The sequence below is a fragment of the Neobacillus niacini genome, from assembly GCF_000759675.1.
Lineage (GTDB): Bacteria > Bacillota > Bacilli > Bacillales > Cytobacillaceae > Neobacillus > Neobacillus niacini_A.
On the sequence record NZ_BAWM01000045.1, the window covers coordinates 136,725 to 155,815 of the forward strand.

Here is a 19,091-nt window from a genome sequence, read left to right on the forward strand (position 1 = left end):
CTTAAAAATTCAATTGCAGCCTCTCGATCCATTTTTGAAGTTGTTCCAACAACGATAAAAGGAATTTCCTCTTCATATGAAGTAGAACCTGTCCCCTAAAATAAATGTCATATAACATAGGTAATTCTTCTTTCATTTGTAATTCCATAATAACAAATCGGCTCAATTCAACCACTCCTTTTACCTTTATTATGAGGCTAGTAAATTAAGGTGGCTGGGAAAGTTATGAACTTAATATGAATTATCTGCATCTGCTGTATTTTCGAGAAGGGATTCCATTTATCCCCTAATTTAAAAATGGATGGGTTCTGATTCATTTATTCTTTTTAAAAAAGGCTTATACCCGAAACTATCCCGATATTACCACCCAGTGTCGTGCTGCTATGCATGTTACAATATTTCAACATTTTTATTAATTTTACTACTTGAACAGCAAAAAACTGCCATATCGTAAGGTGTTCTGTTTGAAGTACAAAACTTGCTGAGGAAATAACAAATTAAATCCTACACAAAAAGGCACCTTAATTAAGGATCCCTTGTTTTCATTTTACTTTCAATTGAACATCAATTTCGGACCATCCGGAAACTTGGTCTTCTTCGAACGTGACCCTAGACAGCCCATATCCCCACCTATTGCCGGTAATGGAAGTTGGAGTCCCCATCACATTGACGACATCCTGCTTTCTGTCGCCGATTCTAAAAGCAGAAGCATTCTCATCTGTTTTGGGGATTACCACCTTTAATTTGGTATCAATCTCACTCCATCCAGATACCAATCCGTCGGTAAACGTAATTCTGGAGAGACCGTATCCCCATCTGTCCCCGCTGATTGAAGTGGGGACACCTTGAATCAGCTTAACATCTTCTTCGGAAGAACCCAGTGTAAAAAATCCGGTAGACACTTGAACCGGGGTTGACTCCGTTTCTTGCGAATAAGGATTGATTGTGACCTGCTGATTGGAGTAGTTGGCTAATTCCTCGTTACCAGTGTCACTCATAAAAGTGACATATATCTCTTTGCCTGGCGTATATAGTGTGCTTTCTGTTACGGCTACCTCCAATCCTCTTCCGATTTGAGAGACCATAGAATTCTTCGTTGATTCATCTACAAGTTGCCATCCGTCTTTGGGAACTTTAACATTGACTTCTATCGTGTCGCCTTGCTGGGCATAGCTGATGTCAAGAACACCGCCGTTTGAGTCATGAATGACCTTGTCGAATAAGTTTTGAAGTTCTGTCAGACTGAATTTCGTTTGGTGTGAGACGGGTTTCTCTTTCTCTTTTACATCTGATGCCGTGAGTGCTGCTTGTTTCACTTCTTTTTTTTCATCATTCGGCATGTTTTGAATGATGTTTGCAGTTGAGGCTATGACCGCTAGGAACACCGAAACAATCATAATTACTAATCTTTTTGACTTGATCTTTTTGCTGATTAGATAACCAATCAATACAAACACAACGAGATTAACCATGCAGTCTATTAACAATCCTAAAACTTCCACTCCCATATAAACCCCACCTTCTACCCATTTTCTAAATTATAGCAGAAATGGAAGAATTGCTTTCCATTTCTATAGAAAAGGGCATATAAAAACATTTAAGGAGCTACCTTACTTTACGCAATTAAAACTTTTATGTAAAATACCTGCCCTTTCTTTAACAGCTTCTTGAACAAGTCGAGTAGAAGGGAGCCTTTCTACCTTCTTTCGTTCAAGCACTCGTTCAATTTTGTCCATTCAGTTTATTTATCCTTCTTCAGTTAAGAACAAACCCGTAGAATTGTTTTAGTAATATCATCAAAAATCATTTAGAGTCTCACTTCTCATTTTTAATTCCATGTACAAAGAATAAATAACAAATTAATCAACAATAATAACGTTGTTGTTAGTTTTAATCTAAAATCGTGGAGGTCATTTTAATGAGGGTAAGGATTAGAATAGATAGCTTTGATATTCAAGATACTAGATCCCGCCATGAGGATACGGATTTTGTCCAAATTTATGGATACCCATTCGGTGGTGAACCGATAAAGTCAGAAATAAAACCAATGGGAGACTTAAATAACGGTCATTATGACATTGATCGTCTCTTTATTGACATGGAGGTTCCAGAAGGACAAAATCTAGTCTTTAGTTATGCAATAGTAAATAGTGGCAATCATAAACCTAATGAAAAACTGGAACCCTTTTTTACCAGATTGAAGGAAGAAGCTGAAAAAAGAGATTCCATGGGAGAAGATCATCATGAAGGACGAGGATTAGGTGATCTAGCTTGGGGTGCATTATTATTGGGTTTAGGTGAATTATATGATTGGGCAACTAGAGACTGTGACGGTCCTGTTGCTGGAGACTATATCATTGTAAATCCTAATACACTCAAAGAATGGATGAACGCTGGTCAACATAGTGAAAGTAAACATTTCTTTACAAAAACACAATGTAATGACTCTAATTATGATGTTAAATGGACCGTTCAAAAAATATAGCTAATCATAAAAACATAAATTAATGTGCAAAACATGTATTTTCTCAAAAATGGTCTTACTAAGTAATTTAGATATTGGCAAATTGAGGTCCTACCAACTGAACGGGGAAAATATTCTATTGAATGAAGAAAGCCGATTTTTTTCCTCCGTTAAGAAACAATCGGCTTTTTATTGGATAAGTGGACGGAGCAAATGTAAACTTGATACCTTCTTCTTTCTTTTCGGAAGTTGCTAAACTTTGGTCTTTCTAACTTAGTTCCAGTAAATTTTTCCTCGATTATATTATCGCAGCCTTCTACTTTTAATCTTTCAATTTGTACTTCCAAATCCTGACCTAAAGTACTAACGCGGCAGTATCCATATTTCATTTTACATAACCTCACTCATGAATATTAGTTATGACACTGTTTGATGTATTGATGTTATTACATCTATTTTCCAATGTCACATCTTTTAAGTTATGATACCGTTTGTTTAATCCAAATAAAAAAGCCTATTCCATATAATTAGTCGGCGTTACATTTTATTCAACTATAGTTAATTGTTTTTTCTTTTTTCCTTAGCCTGCTACATAGCGCATATCAGCATGTTTAACCAAGGTGTATGAAAACTTTTTAGCATTTTTAGAATATGCAATTCCGAAATGTTGTGTTTAAAAAAAACAGCCACTTTGAAAGGAAACAAAGTGACTTTACAACAATACATAATACTTCGATTTAAATTAATTTAAATAAACTCTGGATTAATGATTAATCTCTAAAATTCAGTGCTATCTTAAATTCAAGTCTTAATAATTTTCTAGTTCCTCTTCTAAGTCTGATAATAATCTATCAGGATCTATTACAACTGAATCGTTATTATACCAAAAAACCGCTATTTTTATACCATCATTTTTTATTCCAGGAATCCATTTATTTATAAAATCGTCCAAGTCAATTTTTTTTGGTTTATAACCCCTCCAATATTCTTCAGTACATAAATCTGCAAATTCACTTTTAGGCCAAAACGGGACTAATTTGTTTCCTTCGGAATCTTCTGTCATTGCCCAACCACCATCAAATAATCCCCATATTTCTTCAAAGTCTGCAACCTTTTTTATAAAGTATCCATACCTTTTTGGTGCAGGGAGTTTAATTACTGCATTAATTTCATTATTCATATGATTTCTACCCCTTCTTAGTATCCATGATATTTATGTTGAACTCTATGGCTTCTAATAGTTTGTAAATCAGTATATTTATAACTATATCCCTTCTTTGCTTCATAGCCATATCTATGTCTCAAATGATATCCCTTAGGTACTCTAATGTTTTTTCTTTTGTTTCGCTTTATTTCATTTATATCTCGTTTTATTTCACCCCTAAGGCTTCTTGATACCTTAGGATCATTAGCTAGCTCCCTCAGTCTAGCTTGCTTACCCGATCTACCCGTATTTTTTTTGACTTTTTTAGCAACTTTATAGACTTTATAAACTTTTTTATACCCTTTATATAATTTATATCCTCTATAAGCAGCAATTCCACCATAAATTACTAAGTGTGCGAAGTTACCATCTGCATCAACAAACATAACCGGATTATTATCAGCATAAGCATAGCCATTTTGGGTGATTGGATTTTCTTTATCTCCTAAAACACGATCTAAAGTGAGGAATCTTCCGATTTCCGGGTTGTAGTAACGCTGTTGCAGATAATAAAGCTTAGTCTCCAGGTCATAACGATAACCTGCATAACGAAACGGAACGTTGGATGCAAATGTACCTGTTTCTTTTACAATATTCCCCCATGAATCATATTCAAATCTTGCTACAACTATCCCAGCCTCATCGGTTACAGAAGTAATATCTCCTCTTACATTCACATGAAACGTATACGTCTTGCCGTCTTTTGTCATCGTTAATGGACGATTAGCATTATCATATACATAAGATGCAATGATCGTTCCAGCATGGTCCGTCTCTAATACAACATTATCATTTTCGTCGTATGTATAGTAGACTGTTGTAGTTCCTGTTGTTTTGCTGACGCGAAGACCTTCAGAGTTATATTGGTATTTTCCTAATGAAGTCGTTCCTTCCTTTACTTCAATCAAACGGTCATCGGCATCATAGATGAAGGTTCTCTTTCCATCACTGGTCATGTTACCAGATTTATCATGTGTCACAGCCATGCCGTTTATTGACGATAGCTGATTAGCGGCATCATACGTATATGTGTCTGTAGTGACTGTGGTCCCTTTTGTAACTTTCTTTGTTAAGCGATTTCCTACAGCATCATACGTAAATTCTAAAATATCCCCGTTTGGACGTACTTCCTTTGTCAGCTGTTCACTTTTATCAAAGATGAATTGAGCTGTTCCACTGCTCGTTTTTTCCGAAACCCGATTCCCTTTAGCATCGTACGTGTAATCAAAGGATTCGATTGAAGTCCCCTGTTTATCGGTTGTCAGTAGACGGGTAATCTGTCCGGCTCCATCATAATTATAAAGTGAGAAGATGCCATTTTTATTCTTAATACCAGCAACCTGGTCACTTTCTGTAAACGTAAAAGTAATCTCCGTGTTCCCACTTGTAATGCTAGTAGTCTGGTTGTTTTTATCCACAGACCGGTTAACAGCAATATTGGATGTACCCGATGAAAACGTACTCGTAAGAAGATTTCCATTTTTGTCATATGTGTATAAATTCTTTTTGCCTGTTGAATCGCTCTTCACCGTCAATTTATCATCGGCATCGTATACAAACGTCGTGGTAACTCCTGTAAGAAGGTCTTTTTCTGTCAACAGATTGCCGTTAGCATCATACGTAAACTCGAAACGCCTCACTCCGTTGTGTAAAGTGGCAGTTTTTCGGTCAACGTTGTTATAGGTATTTTCGATTACGCTTCCGTTTGGTGAAATGATTTTCGTTTCATTGCCGACCAGGTCGTACTCATATAAGATACTATGGCCAAGTGCGTCAGTAAATGAAGTTATATTATTTCTTTCATTATAAGTTGATACAGATTTTTTACCATTTGCATTAATGGTCTCTGTATGATTACCAGCCTTATCATATTCGTAAGTTGTTATTCTTCTATACTCATCCAGAACCTTAGTAAGATTGTCGTTTGAATCATACTCATAATTCCATGTATCTCCTTCAACCGTTTCTCCGGTTACATTTCCTAAAGTATCATAGGATTTCCATACTGTTTTTCCGTTTGGATCAGTACTATTGATTACATAGTTACCAAGAGAGTCATATTCTGATTTTGTCCTAATAGAACCAGCTTGCGCTTTAGCTGCGTCAAACCAAGCAGTTCCAGTCTGGTCTTTGTATTGATAGTAAACTGTCAATGACTTAAAGTCTTTCGTGGCTGCAAATCTAAGGGAAACATGCTGCCAGTCATGTGATTTACTCTTATCAAAATCACCGTTTACCCATTGAATGGTACCATCTGTGTGATTAATGGCAATATTCATCTGATAAGGACCGGCAGAAGTTGTCGGTGCGTCAACTTTTGAAAAGCCGGATACGGTAATTTCCTGCCCCGCTGTTCCATTGACTTTTAATTCCTGGCGGATAAATTTATCGACTCCACGTTGTCCTGTTAATTTAATAGATTTTCCGCCCGCATAAGCTGTTGTAGAATCAATCCCGTCGGAAGAAGTTAGGGTACCAGGTAAGTACCAGCCGTCAGGTACTCCATTACTATCAGCATCCAATTCAAAATTGCTGTTTTCGATTAAGTTAAAGGCCCCATAGTATTCTTCTTCAATTTGCAAACCGTCAAAGAAATAATCCCCTGTACCTGCATTCACGTACGCTTTTAGGGTCATAAATGTGGTGTCGCTTGGAAGGTCCCCCGGGTTGATGACAAAGTGCATTCTTTCTACACCCGTTGTCCCTTTCAACATGGCACTACTAATCGTTTGGGTCATCTGGCCGCTTGAATTGCCGCCTGTAATGACAAGCTTTGCATTCGAATTTGCATTAGTGGTTTTAATGTACCCACTTACTACATATTTCTTTTGTGGATTATAGGAAATCCGGTCACTTTCCACCGCAACTGCAGTTGACGGGTTAGAAATTTTGATCTGTTTTGAACCTAATTTGGCATTTTGTACAGCAGCACCACTTGTGTCATATGTGAAGGTGGCAGTACCAACCTTTTTCCAGTTATCTGGCCAATTATCGTTGTTCCCATCATTCTCAAAACTTCCGTTCAATAAGAAACTTTCTCCGATGCTAACGGAAGTCGTTTCTTCGGTTGCATTTCCGTTTGCATCATATTTCGTAGCAGAAGATTTGGTGGCTGCATCAGTAGATGTGACATTATTGTTTTTGGTGTCATACTCCTCGGTTGAAACGTTCCCTTTTGCATCTGTAAATTCAACCGGATTGTTGTTCTCATCATATTTTATTTTTTCTTGTTCATTTAATGTATTGGTAAAGCCTGTTACATTTCCGTTTTCATCATACGTATAGTTATACGCTGCAGTACTCCCGTTTTTTATCGTATTTTCATCTTTTTCTTGAATGAGGTTATTTTTATCATCATAGTTATAGGTCCTCGTATAATTTAAACCGCCAACATCCGATATAACCTTTGTTACATTCCCATAGGCATTATGGGTGTACTCCGTTTTTACTCCTCTAGCATCGGTCATTGTGGAAATGCCGGTTGAAGTATCATAGACCATCGTATAATAATCAGTTTGTAAAGTCCCCTGGACTGTAACTGGCTGTTCGTGTTTTACCAGACGTTTATCAGCATTGTAACTCATAAACATCTGTTTGCCTTTTTCATCTGTATACGAGGTCATTTGGTGTACGGTGTCATAACCATAAGCTGTACTTTGAGTTATTACCCTATTAGAATCAGTTTTCGAAAATCCCGTTAGGTTTTCATTTGCATCGTAAGTATATTTGTATTCACGATTTGCAAGATCCACAATAGAGTTTACTTTTCCGTTAGTTCCATAACCAATTGTTATTTTACGCCCTGAAGGATCAGTTACAGATGTAAGTTGACTTCCTGTATAGGTGTAGGTTGTTTTGTTATTGTTTGAATCCGTTTCCGAAACTAATTTACCAGTGGTATCAAATGTTACATAAGATTGGTCTTTATCAATTAATTTGAACGTACCATTTGCATTTTTCTCGAGCTGAAGATAGACACCGCCCGGAGAATCATATCCACCTGAAGAATTCTTTGAGAAATAGTGCTGGGTGCCATCTTCATCTCTGTATAAAACTAGATCATCAGATGCAAAAGTCAACTTCTGATCAAGGTTGGAACTCCAACCATAGCCGAACATGCCTGATTCTGTTGACCGACTGTTGTATGTCCTGTTGACTGTTAATGGCAATCCGCGACCGTCAATGGTAAAATCGATTTCCTGATTAAAAAAATTACCATTATATGTATTAACATTTGACTCAGCTGAAGTCCAAAAACTTTCAACTCCAATCGGTTCAATCGTATAATTAACGGTTAATTTGGGCTTTTTTAACGGGTCTGCGGAATAGTCACTTGACCAGAACATTTTCCGGTTTATATTTTCATCGGTGTTTTTCAGCATAAAACCGTAGTTGGCTTTTTTCCCTATGTACCAGTCCTTTACAAGGTTGGTGATGAAAAACGTATAGTCCCCATCTGTTGTTACATTCAGACTTGAGACTTGGGCATCAATCGTTGGCTGATTGTTCCACATAACGGTAGTCGTATCCCATGATTTTGAAATTGGGAAAACCCCTACCCCAGCGGTGTGATTGTATCCGTTGGTATTGGAATGGGAACTTAGCCTGAAATTGGCGGATGTAATTTTTGCTCCGCTTAACAAGTTCTTTAAATTAAATCTCATCAATGTCCGGGTTGTACCATAATACACTTGTTTTCCCGTATATATGGATGGGTCAAGCCAGTAATTACTGTTTGGATAGGTAGAGGAAATCATGTTATCCTCGGTTGTTGCATCGTGAATGATCACACTTGGGTCAACAATCACCGGGAACTTCCGATCAGGAGAGTTGATCCATTCTTGAGCGAAGGTTACATCGATATACGTTTTCCCTTTCTCGACGCGAAGTTTCATGGTCATGTCGTGAGATACACTTTCAACGGAGTCATACATGAAAGGTTTCGTTAACGTGTAAAACGTATCCCCTTCATTATCCTGAAAAAGAATTTCACCGTTTTGTCCTTCTTTAGCTTCAAGTCCTTTCATATTGACTTCATACGTAAATTGATTTTGTTCCGGTTTACTATGAAGGACGAGCTCTTCTTTTACTGCGTTATTGTCAACAAAAAAACGCAAATCGATATTTGGAAAAACTCCTGGATAAGTCACACTGTTTTTCTCGACTTCTCCAGTTACCCGATTTGCACCGGCCAATCCAAATTCAAGCTGCTTTTCTTTCCACTTTAATCGGATTGTTCGATTGTCCTTATTTTTTTTCGCGAATTTCACACTATATTTATTTGCTTTGTTCTCAAGGGACAGATCGGCATCATCTGTTTCCGGCTTCCCGTTGACAACCGTGTTGTCAATGTTTTCCCATTTTTTATCCTTTTTATAGTGAATTGGTTCTGTGTATTCTTCCAGGACGTATTCCCGTGTTTTAGAATCGAGGTATGTTTTTGACTTCTCGGTTCTTAAACCGGTTAATTCTTTTAACTCATTTACATTCTTAACAGTCTCTTTCGTTTCTGCTGCTAATGTGTTTCCTTGTAATGGGGGTATGAGAGACAACAGCAGCATAAAAATGATTGACCAAACAATAGATTTATAGAGTTGATTTTTCTTTTTTCCCGGACTCATACATGTTCCTCCAATTAATTTAGGGTTAAAGTGCTTACTTTTCCGGCTTCGATGGTGACATTATAAGACTTGTTATTTACGCTTGGTTGGTCGAATTATAATATTGATAGAGACTGAGTTTAGCTGAATGAACAACCGCACCTTTTGGAAGTTCAGGCAACTTAAACTTCAGATAGGAACGTGTGGTACCAAATGTTTGATGCTTTCCAACAACAAGATACTGGCTAGTAGAATAGTTTGACACTGGATTTTGATTGCTGACAAATGTATCCTCTACATCACTTGAGGTACTTTCCCATGTTAAAAGATTTGAGGAAGTAGCTGCTTTACCTTGTAACGGATTAAAGAAAGAAAGTTCAAACATCGAAGCAAATAAAAATAAATAGCACATAAACCAAAAATACCCTTTTTTTCATACTTTTTCCCTCTTTTCTAAATTATTCTAGTAAACTTCGACAAGAACGATTATAAAATGCTGTCACAAAAAGTGGAATAGGTATAAGTTCCCGTAAAACTTGGTAAAATGAGTGGAAATATCCATTTTTTATTATTTTTTTAAAAAATTAGATTGATTAAAAGCGATACAATAGGATTAACTAAAAAATACTTAACTTCTAGTTTTTTAGAAGAGTAATAAGGTTATTTGTAATAAATAACTTGAGATTAACAAGAAGGGATTTGGGGATAATTTACTGATGAAAACCTTTAAGTTTATATTGGAACTCCACTACAATACGCAGAAATTTAATGAAAAAAGTAAATCCTTAATTCTGGAGAAATTCGGGGAATGCCATTAAGTATCAAATGAAGCCTTTACTTGGAAAATTTATATTGGCAGATCTGGATAAGACCACCTATAAACGCATGTACATTAATGAGCTTTTAAAAAAATACGAACCTAGTACGGTCCGCTTATTTCACCGGTTATTCAAAGTAGCTGTTAATGCTGCAGTGGATAGTGAAATTATCCCACGAAAAATTGATTTACAAAGATTACCATTCAAACTAATGAAGAGGTTAATAGTAATTTTCTTACGGCTGAGGAACTCTAAACATTTCTTGCAGCAGCCAAACAATTAGAGAATATTACAAATTACACCATTTCCTTGCTTCTAGCTTATACAGGTGTACTGAAAGGTGAGGCATTGTGATTAATGAGCAGTAATACCTTTATGGTATCAGCCATTTCAATTACAGTGGAACCAATTGTAATTGCTACAAAAAAATGGAGAGAAATACAATCATTATGACTGTACTCCTCTCTATGAATCACTATGATTAATTAAGCACTTGAAACAGATGGGTCTACAAAACCAAAGGTAATCTTATTGTTAAATCCACCCTGCAATTCCTTTTTCTCAACAAATGCTCCATTCGTTTTAGCGATGTATTCAGAGGCTTTTAATCGATCCTTCATGTCAGCATTTTCATCCCTCAAGAGTTCCGTCCAAAACCGCTTTGTTTCCGTAATATCCGCAATAACTTCCACTTCCAATTGTTCATTCCGCTCCTTAATATATTCCAGGACCTTAGCATTTCTTAGCAGGCGGCTGGCGTTTACTTCAGCAGCATTTCCTTCGGCTTCGTACCCTGCCTTCAAATAACTGGCCGTTGCATTTCCTGTTTCTATATAATAGTCAGCGAATTTCTTTTGCTTAATATTTAGTTGAATCAATTGAATCACCAACCTTTTTCGTATCAACGAACAGAACGTTTGTTCTATTTTAATTATAACAGATAATCAATCTTTTGATGCTAATTTTCGCCTTTTATATTTTAGGCGCCTGTTATAGGCATTTTCACAATGACTTCTATCCTTGTTTGGATAAGGTGGGCAATAATCCTGATTTCCATGAGTAACTGCAAAAATGTTGCCGCAACGGTCATTTTTACAGTGCTTATATTCCGTATCATTTAATAATGCTTCCCGCAGTTGCCACCATGCCAAATCGATTAAAGATGAAAAAAGTATTGACGGATAGCATTTACCATCCTTTATTTGGAGCCGATCTTGTTTAAAGGGTAATTCATCATTAACTATGTTCACAAGGTCAAGATATTCATGTTCTGTAATGTTTTCTTCAGCTAATTTATTAAGGTAATCCACTGCTATTTTCATTCTAAAAATTCCAGTTACCATATCTTGATTTATAAAATCCTTTTTAAAATCAGTCACCACAATATTTGTATGCCCTTTGGTGAAAGCATCTTCATTAAGCCTCTTAAAAAAATAAAGCCGCTCACTTACCCCTAAAAGTCCGAAGTGTTTAGAAAATTTCAAAAGGCTTTTTTTTGATTCAGAGGAACGTATTCGATGTAACAAAATTTCTTCAAACTCACCTTTTTCATTAGTAATTCTTCCAATTTCTTCATCTATTTTTATCTTTGCTATCTCTAAATATAAATGTTGAGGATATGTGTTGGGATTGAATATACGGTAATTTTCAGTTGTTGCCTTAATACTTACCTCTGGATTTCCCCAAATATCATCACTTCCTAAGATAATTTCATAGTTTTCATAAACAAAAAATTCATTAGAATAAAACGGCATTTGGTTCTTAAAGTCCGGTTTCGTTTTATAGTTTTCATCTTCTATTGATGGAATTACATTATTCACAAGCAGCGCCTCATTACTAAATTATTTTTGTACCACCTAATTCTATACATAATAAAATATACACTATTCACAAGAATTAATACAATAACCTTGTAAGTAATCTTACTACTATTACTAAAGATAAGGTGGTGAAGGAAAATGTTAAACAGAAATCAGGACATAAAAAAGGCAAAAATAAATGTTCCCGATTGGGCAGTAGCAGAAAAATTGGGGATCTCTGAAAATAGCTTTTACCGTTGGATTCGCAAGGAAATTCCAGATAAAAAGAAAGCAATGATTATGCAGGCAATCCGGGAAGTACAAAAAGAGATTGAAAGTGATATTAAATAAAAAAATTTGGAGGAAAATGTATGAAATTAATTATTAAAACTTTGGATGATAGGGAAACGGAAGTTGCTAAAAGCACAAGAGATTTCCTTCAGGAAATCAACTATAACACTATAATCCTTGTCCCAAACGGTGTGAAAAGAATCTTTATATTTGAAGAAAAAACTGGCAATTATAGCATCTGCTCTTGGAGTGACAACGAAGAGTTAGACGTAGCCCAAGGATTTTTACACCTGGATTACGCGAGAATGTATGCAACTGCGGTTATGAAAGAAGCGGGTTTAACTGAAAACGAGATTCAAATAACTTCCGAGAATATGTATAAATCGATGCTACAAAAGAAGTAAACCAAACTATTAATAAACTAAACTAAATAAAAATACCCAGGACCTCCTGGCGGCGATGTCTCCTGTCCGTTATCCAAGGAGGCACTCGACCATGCTGTGGGTGATCTTATAAGCACCTTAGACCAAGTGTTTGTGGTATGGAGTGAGGACGGGTTAGATGCCCATTTGAAATATTACTTCAACAGTAAGTGATTAAGCAGGGCTCAATAAAAAGTCAAAACGAATTTAATTTTAATTAAGGAGACGGTTATATGGTTATTAGATCATTGTCGGAAGTAACAACAGATTTGGCAAAGAGAGCAAGAGATTTACTAGAGGAAACAGGAGTTGGACCTGTAATTTTAGCCCCCTTTGGAGCTCAAAAGATTAATATTTTTGAAGATGAGGAAACAAACCTATTTACTGTCTGCACAATGGACGAAAATAAAAAAGAGTTAGATGTTGTTAAAGGAATCTACAAATTAGAATATTGCTGGATTTATGCAATAGCAATTGCTGATGCAGTTGGCTTGTCAGAAGAGGACATCGAATATACTCAAAAGATTGTCAAAAATGAGAATGGGGGATTTCGATAGCTAATGTAAGGGTGGAAATTGACCATAAAGGTTGCTATACGTAATTGTAAAAAAGAAAGTCATCCAATTTAATAGACCATGTTAGGACTTTCCTAACCGGCGATGTCTCCTGTCCGTTAGCCAAGGAGGCAGTCCACAGACATGTGGCAAATTGATTACTTGATTAAGGAGGGATATCTGTGATATTAAATCCTTAAATTTTTTAGACTCCAAAATAAGGAATTCACAATGAAGGCAATCAATGAGCCTTAAAAGTAAATGATTTAGGAAGTGACCATTATGACCTTTTCTACAAATGATAAAGACACTAGCTATTTAGTAGTCGAAGAAATAAAAAGACTACTAAAAATTGAAGATGTCCTGAATCAGTATGGGGGATTAAATTTAAAAATAAATCGGCGACTTAACGGTAAATCCTATGATATTAAGTGCCCCTTTCATTCCGATCGAAGCCCTTCATTTAGTATTTGGCCTAAGACGGAAACCTGGAAGTGTTGGGCAGGCTGCGGGAGTGGGAATGTAATAAATCTTGTAAGTAAATTTCTTTCCATTTCATACAAAGAAGCAAAACTCAAACTGCAAAAACAGCTAGGAATAAAAAATAAATGGACGGCAGTTGATTACAACCTATGGCAAAACGACAGAAAGCGCCTTCAAGGCTTTGAAGAAACAAAAAATCAGATTAGATTGGAACTACTACACTATAGGTATTTATTTAATCAAGCAATGAAACAGGTAGTTTCCTTCGAGGATTTGGATAAGCTCGTTGAGGTGTATCACTTCAAGCCTTTGATTGATAAATATCTGGAAGAAATAGATTCAAATGATTTCGAAATACAAGTTGCTACTGTAAAGCACCTGAAACCATTATTTCTTGAGGTGAATATTTAATGAATGATAATCGTGTTGAGATAATTAAGGAAGTTTTTTCAGAGGAAGAACTCTCGGAACTAAAAACAAAAGGGGAGCAGCAACCCCACATTACTGCTCTAACCAAATCATTGTATGAAACTATTATAACCCAATATCGTGAGAATTTAAAGAACACCAATTACACAGTTAATAATGGACACCTTTGTTTTAAGAAGTCTGCAGATGAGTATGTCCCTCTTTGCAACTTCATTCCTTTTATTACAAGGGAAACGGTCGAAGATGATGGTGTTGACCGAAAATTGATGTACCACGTCAGTGGTGTAATGGCCCAGCAAGAAAGCATATTCCCGGAAATTTACCTTCCCGCGGAAAATTTCCCCTCAATGAATTGGGTCCAATCATCATGGGGGCTAAGAGCAAATATTGAGCCAGGTTTCTCCGTAAAAGATAAAATTCGCCATGCAGCACAATCGATTTCTATTGATTGTTCAAGAGACAATATTTTTACTCACATAGGATGGAGAAAAGTGTACGGTGAATGGATTTATCTCCATGCTGGCGGAGCAATTGGGAAGGAAAACATAACCGTTAAATTAGAAAGTAATCAACTTGAAAAATATCAATTACCAGCTGATGAGGTAGTAGATTTAAAAAAGGCAGCACTTGCAAGTCTTGAACTATTAAAGACTGTTGAATTAGAGGTAACCCTACCCTTGATTGCAATGGTGGGCCTTGCCCCTCTCTGTGAGCCGCTTAGAAAAGCTGGGATTGAGCCTGCATTTGTTCTTTGGTTATCAGGGCCTAGCGGCTCGAAGAAATCCTCTTTGGCGGCGTGTTTTCAATCCCATTTTGGCGCATTCAGTAGTGGGAAAGACCTTCCCGCCAGTTTTAGGGATACAATGAATGCCATTGAAAAAAAGGCATTTTTGACTAAAGATACCCTTTTGGTGGTTGACGACTATCATCCTACCTATTCCTCACAGGAAAGTAAGAGGATGGAACAAATTGCGCAACAAATCCTTCGAGGTTATGGTGATCGTGTTGGTAGATCAAGGATGAAAGCAGATACATCTTTACACAAATCGTATCCTCCTCGTGGAATTTGTTTAATTACTGGGGAAGATACACCGAAGGCTGGAATAAGCACAACGGCAAGGTTTTTGGAAATTGAGCTTACGTCCGAATCTATTAATCTTGAAAGATTAAAGACATCTCAGGAAAAAAATAGCTATTACAGCTATGCTTTTAAAGGGTATATTCAGTGGTTATTACCTCAAATGGAACAATTACCAGCCATGCTAAAAGGAATATTCAATGAGCATAGAAGTCGTTTCTTAAATATAAATACACATGGCCGTGTCACAGAAACAATTTCCTGGTTATTAGTAGGATTAGAGATGTTACTTTCGTTTTATGTCCATGTCCAAGCTATTGATAAAGAGCAAAAGGAAAAAACTTTGGCACTTGCGCTTGAGAAATTAGGAAAAATAGCAAAAAAACATGCTCTAAATTTGAATTCCCATGACCCAGCTATGTTATTTACAGAAGGTCTTCGTGATTTGATTAATACAAAGTCTGTAACCATAATTGATATCAAGGATGACCCATATAGTGATGACAGGCATTTTATCGGATGGGAAGACCATGAATTTTACTACCTTGTTCTCGGAAATGTAATGAAGGAAATTAACCTATATTTTCAAGGTCAAGGGTTAAGGTTTCCTATTACAAAGTATATGCTCTCAAAGATGCTAGCTGAGCGGCAGATGATTGAGGTAGATCGCTCTGAAAATGAAGTTCGTAATATCGTTAGGGCCTATGTCGGCAAACGTCAAAAGCAAACAAGAGTCATGAAGCTAAAAAAATCTGCTCTTTTATAAATAATTTCAGGGTCATGTAGGTCACCAAGACCTATGTGACCTGAAAAAAATTATACAAACAAACATGAACAAAGTTTAGAGCAAAAAATTACAACCATTTATTGATTTCGAGTAAATGGACGAGTGAAACTGTATTTCCAAAGGAGGGTATTAGTTTGATTTCAGAACGCATATTTAATGATAAATTTTCAATTAAAGAAATTATAAATATGATCCTGGAGCAGCAAATTGACTTTTTATTACAGCAATTATATTCTGAAATTAAGGTGAACACTGCTACATCTTCGGACCTTGAAAAGGAGGATGTAGCATGAGATGTGCTATTTATACCCGTGTATCAACGGACAAAGAAGAACAAAAGGCCTCTTTGTCTAACCAGAAAGAACTGTTTTTCAACTACATTTCAAGTAAGGGGTGGTCCTTTTACGACATTTATGTGGATGTTGAAAGTGGAACCTCTGACAAACGGCCTGGCCTTCAAAAGTTAATCGAAGATGCTGAGAATCGTAAATTTGATGTGATACTTGCAAAAGAGCTTTCACGCCTCGCACGTAATGGCGGCTTATCCTATAAAATTCGTGACCTCGCAGATCGCAATGGCATTCATATTATTACATTGGACAATGCCATTAACTCATTTGAAGGAAATAGTGCCATGTTTGGTTTGTACGCATGGATATATGAGCAAGAATCTCAACGTACTGGTGAAAGAATAAAAGCCGCTCTGCAAACCCGTTCAAGAAAAGGACTGTTTCAAGGATCTATTCCTCCATATGGATACGAATTGAGTGATGGGAAGCTATTCTTGAGAAATGATGATACTCCTTCAATTGTTTGTCGTATATTTAAGGAATACTTGCAAGGAAAAGGGTTCGACCGAATTGCAAGAGGATTATATAATGGCGGATACCCTACCCCTGCGCAAATTGCTGGAAAAGCTACTGGCAGTGATAAGTGGCATGGGTCAACCATAAGAACAATCCTTACAAATCCCCATTATACAGGGGATCTGGTACAAGGACGACAAACAACTCGGAGTGTAACCAGTAAAGTAAGAGAGAATTTAACATCAGATCAATTTATTGTCATAGAAGGCACTCACGAGCCAATTATCAGTAAAGAGGACTTTAATGCTGTACAAGCTTTAATTGAAACCCGTAAACGAAAGAAGCCGTATGCCGAGATTCACCTCTTCACTAACACTTTAAGATGTGCTGATTGTGGCAGGGGCATGCATTATAAAAAGAACCGCCGCGGTTATGTTTGTGGTTCTTACAATAAACATGGCAGCAAGGCATGCTCGGACCATCATGTCATAGAAGATAATCTTGTCTCGTCCATCCTATCTGACATTGAAATAATATTGGCTGATGTTAAGGAAAAGAATTTATTTACAAAACTCGAAAAGAAAATGAATAAAGAGTTTGAGAAACTAAATAAACAGCTTTCAGCCATTAACCGCCAAATTGACGACATTGGCATACAGAAAACAAAGTTGATTCAATTACTTGCAAATGAAGTCATTTCACAACAGGATTACAGGGATGTCATTAAACAGAATGAACTTCATTTGAAACATCTAATCCAGACAAAATCGGAAATTGAAATCAAACTTTCAAATAAAAATGTTACCGAGCAAATAAAAAAAATCCAAAAAGACCTTTCAAAAATTAAAAAGGTTGATACTCTTACTCCAGATTTATTACATCGACTTATTGAACGTATTGAAATAAAAGCAGACGGCACAGCGAGAATCTTTTATAGATTTTCGTTACCATCTGCTATTATTTAACGTAATTTTAGCAACACGCAGCACTCCACATGTGTCGTCTGTGGGAACATATCTACCGGCTGGACTTCAACTGTTTTATATCCGCCATCTTCTAGAATTCGTAAATCCCGTGCAAGTGTGGCTGGGTTACAGGATACATAGACGACTTTTTTAGGTTTCATTTCTATAATGGTTTGCAAGAAAGTTTCATCACAGCCCTTACGCGGTGGGTCAACAACCAGCACCTCAGCTGAATTTCCCCCTTTATACCACTTGGGAATCACAACCTCTGCTTCTCCTGCAGCAAATTCTACATTCGTTATACCATTTAACTCTGCATTTCGTTTCGCATCTTCAATTGCCTCAGGGACGACTTCTACTCCGAAGACCTTTTTTGCCTTTTGTGCTAAAAATAAGGAAATCGTTCCAATCCCACAATAGGCATCAATCACTGATTCATCACCACTGAGCCCAGCATATTCCAGTGCTTTATCATAAAGAACCTTCGTTTGGACAGGATTCACTTGATAAAACGACAGTGGCGAAATGGCGAACCTGACATCACCAATAAAGTCGTAGATTACTTCACTTCCCCAAAGGACAGTTGTTTTTTCGCCGAGGATCACATTCGTGCGCTTGGAGTTTACGTTATGTACTATCGACTTTACCTTCGGCAGCCGTGCGATAATCTCCTCGACTAGTTTGTTTTTCTTTGGAATATCCTCAGTTCTTGTAACAAGCACAACCATAAGCTCGCCCGTCTGGTTTCCATAACGGGCCATGATGTGGCGAAGAGCACCTTTATGTGACTCTTCTTGATAAGCTGATATTCCTAAATCATTGCATATTTCTTTTACTGCTTGAACTGCTTCATTAATTTCCGGCAGCTGGATTAAACTCTCATCTGTATCAACGATCTCATGACTTCTAGGCTTAAAAAATCCAGCAATCAGCTTTCCATCTTTTTCACCAACCGGAACCTGTGCTTTGTTTCGATAATGCCATGGGTTGTTGTCCATCCCTAAAATCGGGTGTACGAGAACATTCTCTAATTTACCAATCCTAGTAAGCACTTGTCGTACTTGATTCTCCTTATATTTCAGCTGCCCTTCATAGCTGATGTGCTCAAGCTGGCAGCCTCCGTACTTGTGTATCTCACTGCTAAGAACATCTACACGGTATGGGCTTTTTTCATAAATTTCAATCAAACGTCCGAAGCCGTAGCCTTTGTTCACTTTTATTACTTTAACCTGCGCCTTTTCGCCGGGCAGCCCGTTTGGTATGAACAATGGAAAGCCTTCAACCTTTGCAACTCCAGCTCCATCATGTGTTAAATCCTCAAACACCACATCTATATAATCATTTTTTTTTACCGGTATCGTTTTTGTCATGTTTTACTTCCTTTACTCCGA

At 36.8% G+C, this 19,091-nt stretch carries 16 protein-coding genes and 1 pseudogene; 9 read left to right on the forward strand and 8 right to left on the reverse strand.

Translation table 11 applies throughout. The annotated features are described in order from the left end of the window. Positions 1-542: 542 nt before the first annotated feature. Positions 543-1,508, reverse strand: a complete 966-nt coding sequence (locus tag TR08_RS17535; protein ID WP_045520313.1) for a hypothetical protein — start codon at positions 1,506-1,508, stop codon at positions 543-545. 410 nt (positions 1,509-1,918) lie between these two features. On the opposite strand from TR08_RS17535, the gene TR08_RS17540 reads away from it, so the two are divergent. Beyond that, a complete protein-coding gene (locus tag TR08_RS17540) occupies positions 1,919-2,485 on the forward strand; it encodes a hypothetical protein (RefSeq protein ID WP_045520315.1) in 567 nt (188 codons plus the stop codon). Between the two features lie 215 nt (positions 2,486-2,700). Here the strand turns inward: TR08_RS17540 and TR08_RS33640 are convergent. The 4 genes and pseudogenes from TR08_RS33640 to TR08_RS17560 all read right to left on the reverse strand — a co-directional run. Beyond that, positions 2,701-2,853, reverse strand: a pseudogene (locus tag TR08_RS33640) (recombinase family protein); the annotation flags it as partial. A gap of 419 nt (positions 2,854-3,272) precedes the next feature. After that, positions 3,273-3,644 (reverse strand): DUF2750 domain-containing protein, encoded by a 372-nt coding sequence (locus TR08_RS17550; protein WP_045520319.1) that lies wholly within the window; start codon positions 3,642-3,644, stop codon positions 3,273-3,275. 17 nt (positions 3,645-3,661) lie between these two features. After that, positions 3,662-9,289 carry a DNRLRE domain-containing protein gene (locus TR08_RS17555; RefSeq protein ID WP_045520320.1) on the reverse strand — a complete coding sequence of 1,876 codons (5,628 nt, stop codon included), beginning with the start codon at positions 9,287-9,289 and terminating at the stop codon, positions 3,662-3,664. Positions 9,290-9,365: 76 nt separating this feature from the next. Then, positions 9,366-9,680: a DNRLRE domain-containing protein gene (locus TR08_RS17560; protein WP_045520322.1), complete on the reverse strand. Its 315-nt coding sequence runs from the start codon at positions 9,678-9,680 to the stop codon at positions 9,366-9,368. Between the two features lie 440 nt (positions 9,681-10,120). Between TR08_RS17560 and TR08_RS17565 the strand changes: the two genes are divergently transcribed. Beyond that, the gene (locus TR08_RS17565; protein WP_370576341.1) at positions 10,121-10,369 is read left to right on the forward strand and encodes a hypothetical protein; all 249 of its coding nucleotides are present in this window, start codon (positions 10,121-10,123) and stop codon (positions 10,367-10,369) included. A gap of 202 nt (positions 10,370-10,571) precedes the next feature. On the opposite strand, the gene TR08_RS17570 is transcribed toward TR08_RS17565, so the two are convergent. Further along, on the reverse strand, positions 10,572-10,964 hold the full coding sequence (locus tag TR08_RS17570) for a terminase small subunit (RefSeq protein ID WP_052427502.1): 393 nt from the start codon (positions 10,962-10,964) through the stop codon (positions 10,572-10,574). Positions 10,965-11,030: 66 nt separating this feature from the next. Then, on the reverse strand, positions 11,031-11,906 hold the full coding sequence (locus tag TR08_RS17575) for a hypothetical protein (protein ID WP_045520326.1): 876 nt from the start codon (positions 11,904-11,906) through the stop codon (positions 11,031-11,033). Between the two features lie 138 nt (positions 11,907-12,044). Here TR08_RS17575 and TR08_RS17580 point away from each other — a divergent pair, with 138 nt between their 5' ends. The 7 genes from TR08_RS17580 (at position 12,045) to TR08_RS17605 (ending at position 17,700) form a co-directional block, all read left to right on the forward strand. Beyond that, positions 12,045-12,236, forward strand: coding sequence for a hypothetical protein (locus tag TR08_RS17580; protein WP_045520327.1), 192 nt, complete (start codon positions 12,045-12,047; stop codon positions 12,234-12,236). Positions 12,237-12,256: 20 nt separating this feature from the next. Further along, complete coding sequence (locus TR08_RS17585) at positions 12,257-12,580, forward strand: hypothetical protein (RefSeq protein WP_045520330.1); 324 nt, start codon at positions 12,257-12,259, stop codon at positions 12,578-12,580. A 251-nt stretch (positions 12,581-12,831) separates the two neighbouring features. Beyond that, positions 12,832-13,155: a hypothetical protein gene (locus TR08_RS17590; RefSeq protein WP_045520333.1), complete on the forward strand. Its 324-nt coding sequence runs from the start codon at positions 12,832-12,834 to the stop codon at positions 13,153-13,155. A gap of 279 nt (positions 13,156-13,434) precedes the next feature. Next, entirely contained in the window at positions 13,435-14,046 is a 612-nt protein-coding gene (locus tag TR08_RS17595; protein WP_045520335.1) for a CHC2 zinc finger domain-containing protein, read from the forward strand. Beyond that, positions 14,046-15,908, forward strand: a complete 1,863-nt coding sequence (locus tag TR08_RS17600; protein WP_045520337.1) for a hypothetical protein — start codon at positions 14,046-14,048, stop codon at positions 15,906-15,908. Before TR08_RS17595 ends, TR08_RS17600 begins: the two co-directional genes overlap by 1 nt. Before the next feature lie 155 nt (positions 15,909-16,063). Continuing rightward, on the forward strand, positions 16,064-16,222 hold the full coding sequence (locus TR08_RS32640) for a hypothetical protein (RefSeq protein WP_193747777.1): 159 nt from the start codon (positions 16,064-16,066) through the stop codon (positions 16,220-16,222). Beyond that, a complete protein-coding gene (locus TR08_RS17605) occupies positions 16,219-17,700 on the forward strand; it encodes a recombinase family protein (protein ID WP_045520339.1) in 1,482 nt (493 codons plus the stop codon). The genes TR08_RS32640 and TR08_RS17605 overlap by 4 nt, the downstream gene beginning before the upstream one ends. Here the strand turns inward: TR08_RS17605 and rlmD are convergent. Further along, positions 17,697-19,070 carry a 23S rRNA (uracil(1939)-C(5))-methyltransferase RlmD gene (gene rlmD, locus TR08_RS17610; RefSeq protein ID WP_045520341.1) on the reverse strand — a complete coding sequence of 458 codons (1,374 nt, stop codon included), beginning with the start codon at positions 19,068-19,070 and terminating at the stop codon, positions 17,697-17,699. The genes TR08_RS17605 and rlmD overlap by 4 nt on opposite strands. Positions 19,071-19,091 lie beyond the last annotated feature (21 nt).